Genomic DNA, 5579 nt, shown 5'->3' with positions numbered 1-5579 from the left:
TTGGGATTCTGGGGTAACTGCTGTGACAAAAAAGCGATCGTGACTTCTTTACCCACCCAAGGCTTGATATCTTGCTGGTAGTTGTAGCCGTTAGCAGTGAGGAGATTTTTTTCCAGTTCGGCGAGTTGTTTGCCAAATGCGGCTTGGCTAGCGGGAGTGCCATATTGCCGCAGTTGCTGCCATTGCTTTTCATCAGTCGAGACTGACACGGCGAGCAAGGTATCCTGGGGAACCATTTCGGCACCCACCGGGACATCAGCCTGAAATAGATTCCGCTGCATCAGCAGCCAGTAAGTTACTGCGCCGCCAGCAATCAGCAACACGGCAGCTGCCACAGTCAGAAGGGAACGTTGATTTTTCTGAGGCATAAACCAAGTCAAGAGTCGTAGGAGCTTTCGCATTCGGGCGAGCTATCTTGAGCAACAACCGACTGATTCGGATGCCAATGCTGTGCAACGCTGACGCCCGGATCTGAGTCGAGCCAAATATTAACTGCCCGCTCAGGAGAGAACAGCAACCGTGTCCCTCTTTAGCACTCTGTAGAGTGTATCCCGTTGTTGGTAAGGACGCCCTAATGAACGAATCGCTGACTGCAAAGTTTCCACTTCCATGCAGGTGCCACCCACTGCCCCAGCCATTGTTGTAATATGCTCCTCCATTAAGGTGCCGCCGATGTCATTGCAGCCCCATTTCAGGGCTTCCACCGCACCTGCAAGACCGAGTTTCACCCAGCTGGGTTGATGGTTGGGAATCCAATTTCCTAAGAAAATTCGCGCCACAGCAGTCAGCAACAGGGCGTCTTCTAAAATTGGTTGATCTCTCCCCACCCGACGACGCAGGGGTTTGGGGGCTTCTTGTCCAACGAAAGGTAATAGGATAAATTCGCTAATCCGGGCAGGATATCCTTGGGTAACAGCAGTTTGTTGGAGCGATCGCAACTTGTCTAAATGCTGTATCTGCTGTTCTGGTGTCTCAATATGACCCGAAAGCATGGTGCTAGTGGTTGGCATTCCCAACTTGTGTGCTGTTCCCACAATTTCCAGCCAAGTTGCGGTATCCAGCTTTTCCGGACAAAGGACGCGCCGCACTTCATCGTTCAAAACTTCCGCCGCCGTCCCTGGCATTGAGCCAACACCGGCATCTCGCAGCGCCGCAATCACCGACTCGTAGCTAAGACCATCTTCCCTGGCAATAAATTGCACTTCCTGGGGGGAGAAGGCGTGTAGGTGCAGTTGGGGAAATTCCTCTTTGATTGTCTTCACCAGTTGCAGGTAATAAGGCAAAGAAGCACCATTAATTTTTGCCCCAAGATGGAGTCCCCCCTGCATACAAATCTCCGTCGCTCCCCGCCGGACTCCATCAGCCGCTTTTTCCAAAATTTGGGGACTCTCTAACCAAAATGCGCCTTCTTCGTCTTCATCCCGGCGAAAGGCGCAGAAACTACAGTGCTGTTCGCAGATATTGGTGAAGTTAATATTGCGATTGATTACGTAGGTGACAGCCTCACCCGCTTGCCTGAGTCGCAGCTTATCAGCTGTTTCCCGAATCGCTGACTGGACATCTGGATCGGTTTGCTTTAATAGTACAACTCCCTCTTCTTGTGACAAATCGCCACCTGCCAGGGCACCCTCAAGAATGGCATCAACAGTTTTAGTCGTCACAGCACTTCCCGGTAAAGTAGGTCACTCTTCTCAATTTTGGCAGTAAATGTTTTTTCTGGGAGTTCGCTAGTAGCGCCAGCAGTCAGTTTCACGGGTTCATCGGGTAGCGAAATTCGCTCTAAACTCAAAATTGTGCCTAATTTTTCACCAAGCCTCTAGGTTGTTTTCTAGAATGAGCAATTTTAGGGAAATACCGAGCAATTTAATGGTATGAAATAGAAATTATTTATAATCGGACACCCATAAGCGCAGTAGCAAATCGGCTGGAGAAAGAGTTAGCTATTGTGTCAGGAAATTGCTTACAAGCATTGAATCAAAATTTATCTCTCTATGCATCCGGAGGGCAGTTTAGTTAAATTATCGGTTTGTTAGGAAGACTATCGATGAAAACTGTTTCTAAATTTACAGATTCTACTTAGTTTTATTAGTTGCGACCATAGTGGCTCAGCCTTTATTTCATTTCTGTATAGTTTAGACCTCACTTCACCTAATCTTTACAACTTCAGGTGAAAAATAGCCATTATTTGAAGATTTAGTAAAGATAGCCTATTCTTTGTCGTAGAATTTCAGTCTAATTGCGTAAAATATAGCGAACCTATTTTGAGGATTGCCCGACCTTACGTAAGTAGCCAATTTTTACAATACCCAAGTAAAGGGATAGTTGGTAAAAATTATGGAAGGAATCTTTACCCAAACGAGAGCCGGTTGTGAATCTTGTATTTAATATTAATGCTTGTAAATTGAGGAAATAAAAAAATGAGAAATTATATGTCAAAAACGTGGAGAGATGTTACATCCAATCCTAGCGATTCTGATAGTAAGGCTAAAATCAACCAATATAGATTTCCCTTACTCATTATTCTAGCGGGCGTTTTATTTTCACTGTTTTTGCAATCGCAACTCCCAAATGATGTCTTTTTTAGTGGAGATGCTGGGCTTAAAGCTTTGTTAGCGAAACAATTTAGCAGCGGGCAGTTTCGCTTTGACCTGAACTTACCTGTAGAAGACTGGGTTCGGAATCTTTGGCAAAGTGGATTATACCCGTTTCAAGAACCGTTTGTCTATAACAGATTTGGGCAGTACTTCATCACCTTTCCGTTTACTTTTCCCCTTGTTACCGCACCTTTCCAAGCGCTTTTCGGCTATAGAGGATTATACGTCGTTCCCTTGATTGCAACTTGGGCTGTATGGGTAAGTTTTTATTTTGCTTGCAGACGGTTGAAATTAAACGCTTTTAGCACAGCGATCGCGCTTGCAATCCTAATTTTTGCTTCGCCTTTATCTATCTATAGCGCGATGTATTGGGAACATAGCCTCGCTGTAGCGCTTTGCTTTCACGGAATGGCAACTTTATTAATACCGGGGACAGAAGGGTTGTCTAAAAAGGATGCTGTATTAAGTGGGATATTTATTGGCTTATCTGTTTGGTTTAGAGAAGAAATTCTAGGCATTGTCGCGTTTTTGGCTGTCCTGGTTTATGCTGCATCTTTTTTAAAATTAAAAAAAGTGCAGTTTTTAGCGAGAAGAAAGGAACTCTTTGTTGTCAGCACATTTTTAACGATTGCCATCTTCTTTGTGCTGAATACATTGATTTACAAGCATCCTCTAGGAATGCATTCCGTTCAGATAGTAGAGAAATTCTCGCTAGTCGATAGATTATTAGTGGCGGTGGCAAATTTTAATCAAATGAGTTCTGGCTTGTTTGAGTATTTTCCCCTAACCTTATTTGCAATTTTATATTTAGGAGTGAGTTTATTTAGCCGACAAAAGCTAAAACTAAGCTTGGGAATGACGGTTATCTATGCAATCTGTTTCTTATTTACTGTAGCGGTTGCGGTAATGGTTCCGGCTGGTGCTGGAGGCAAACAATGGGGGTCTCGATTTTTGCTGGTTTTGGTACCGCTAATTTGCTTAGTCGCAATCAAAGAGTTTGAATTTGTCCGGAGATTGGCGAACAGAAGTATCAAAAAAATAGGTACGGTTATTTTCTTGGTGCTTTTTATAATTGGGGTTTATAAAAACACTTACTCCGGTACGGCTTATCTCAGTAAAAATTATCAAGGCATTTCCCCAGCTATTCAGTTTTTGCGATCGCAACCAGAAACAGTAGTCGCGATGTCCAACCAATATGTTGCTCAAGTTCTCCAAGCACCCCTACTTGAAAAAGTATTTTTCCTGACGAAAGAACCTCAGGATTTACAAACTTTGGGCGAGGCGTTACTTGAGCAGAAAAAAGAGAAGTTTATTTATGTCTGCTATTACACTCGTTCCTGCCAAATCTCTGAGAAAAAGCCTGAAGAGGTAAAGCTGCCTTTAAAAAACCAGCAGTTTACGATGGAATTCTTACCTTTAGGAAAATATGGGAATTATCCTATATTCCAGGCATCGATTGGGCAGCGATCGCCCCCAGCGCCAGCCTCATCCTCTTCTGCGGTTCCTGCCTTCAGCAATCGAAGATAAATTGTTAAGCTGTTTGCCCGTAGCGCCAGCCTCATCCTCTTCTGCGGTTCCTGCTTCATCCCTTTAGAGGGAGGAAGCTAGAAACTATCGAGTGCGTTAGAGGTTGGAATTCTCGCGATCGCACGCAATTTTGAGGAAAGTGGGCGATCGCTTTCCAAGTCTGAGGCTGGCTGAATACCTTTATCGTGTCGATCAGTACTTTGCCTCAGGCTGAACGTGAGGGGGTGTCAGGAAACCCAGCACCACTTGCACAGCACAAGCTAAAGCTACCAACCCAACGACTGTAATCGGTGACAAAGCCGCACCCGCGATCGCAATCACCAGAATAAAAGCCGCAGAACCCAAACGATAGGCGGCTAAAATCTTACGGTGTCGCTTTGTCCCTAAAGTACAGGTAATCAGGTGAATCACCGCCAAGGCTATCAAACACATCGTCACAGCGCCGCAGATCAGCCATCGTTCGTTACTGGGTAATGCTCCTGCCGTTTTGCTGGATACGACAATATGTTCCACACCCACACCAGCAGCAGCAATGCCAATGGCGAGGGGTAAATGGGAATAGAGCCAGATTAAACCAAAGTTCAGGTTGCCAGTTCCCATCCTCCGCAGGGGTGAGCCATCCACGCTGTCAAAGTAGATCCACCACAGGCTAAAAGCAACTATCATCCCCAGCACAGCGACAGTGGCAGATGCAATACCCCATTGCAGCTGAGAAACGCCTTTGACTACGCCAATCACCGCCTCGCCCAAAACGATAATCGTAAATAAGCCTAAACGTTCTGGGATGTGTGAAAAGCTCGGCGGCACCTTGGCAGCCAACTGTCTGGCGGTGAGAGGTGTGCCAAAGTCAATCACAAATCCCAGTCCCCAAAGCCAAAACCGCCAAGGAATTGGGACAAAAATTGAGATTAGCCAGATGGCGGCGGCGATGCTAAAGCCTATCACGTACCAAGTTGTCAACTTCCGCGCTGCCACGACAAAGTATCCAGCACTTAGATACTGGAAAATTAAAATACATCGAACAGTTACGTAGGAAAGGGCAAAGCCGTCGGAAGTTTTTCCTAAGCCGTAATGCACGTTTACTGCCAGCACTGCGATCGCAATCATTTGCAGTAATGTCAGCAGTCGGTGTCCTAAGTCGTCAGTATCGAACCGACTTGCGTAAAAAGTCGCCCCAACCCAAGACCACCAAATCGGCACAAACAGCAGCATATAACCCAAAAAACCCAGCAGCGAGACGTGTTCGTTGAGATTATGCGCCACTTCCGCGATCGCTGCCACAAATACCAAGTCATAAAAGAGTTCTAACCAAGTCGCGCGGCGTTCTTTTTCGTTCTCTTCAGGCGTCCGCAGGCGGGGAGGTTGCCACAAAGTTTTAATCATCTTGCACTCTCTAATTTCCGAGAGGATTATGCAGATAATATCCCATAGAAAATCGAATCTTTCTGTAGCGATCGC

The 5579-nt window shown here is 45.7% G+C and carries 6 protein-coding genes; 1 reads left to right on the top strand and 5 read right to left on the bottom strand.

Annotated features, from left to right (window positions below):
* The 4 genes from H6F50_RS11820 to H6F50_RS27575 all read right to left on the bottom strand — a co-directional run.
* Positions 1-368 (bottom strand): DUF3352 domain-containing protein (locus tag H6F50_RS11820; RefSeq protein WP_190428847.1); only part of this gene is annotated, 368 nt, incomplete at its 3' end.
* Positions 369-376: 8 nt separating this feature from the next.
* A complete protein-coding gene (locus H6F50_RS11815) occupies positions 377-517 on the bottom strand; it encodes a hypothetical protein (RefSeq protein WP_190428846.1) in 141 nt (46 codons plus the stop codon).
* A complete protein-coding gene (cofH, locus tag H6F50_RS11810; RefSeq protein ID WP_190428845.1) occupies positions 501-1661 on the bottom strand; it encodes a 7,8-didemethyl-8-hydroxy-5-deazariboflavin synthase subunit CofH in 1161 nt (386 codons plus the stop codon). Before cofH ends, H6F50_RS11815 begins: the two co-directional genes overlap by 17 nt.
* Positions 1658-1789: a hypothetical protein gene (locus H6F50_RS27575; protein ID WP_277878891.1), complete on the bottom strand. Its 132-nt coding sequence runs from the start codon at positions 1787-1789 to the stop codon at positions 1658-1660. Before H6F50_RS27575 ends, cofH begins: the two co-directional genes overlap by 4 nt.
* 640 nt (positions 1790-2429) lie before the next feature.
* Here H6F50_RS27575 and H6F50_RS11805 point away from each other — a divergent pair.
* On the top strand, positions 2430-4121 hold the full coding sequence (locus H6F50_RS11805) for a dolichol-phosphate mannosyltransferase (RefSeq protein WP_199292113.1): 1692 nt from the start codon (positions 2430-2432) through the stop codon (positions 4119-4121).
* 192 nt (positions 4122-4313) lie between these two features.
* On the opposite strand, the gene H6F50_RS11800 is transcribed toward H6F50_RS11805, so the two are convergent.
* On the bottom strand, positions 4314-5579 hold a 1266-nt coding region (locus H6F50_RS11800), incomplete at its 5' end, for a low temperature requirement protein A (RefSeq protein WP_242028993.1).

The organism is Coleofasciculus sp. FACHB-712 (genome assembly GCF_014695635.1).
GTDB lineage: Bacteria > Cyanobacteriota > Cyanobacteriia > Cyanobacteriales > FACHB-T130 > FACHB-T130.
This window is presented reverse-complemented; position numbering and strand designations above follow the sequence as displayed.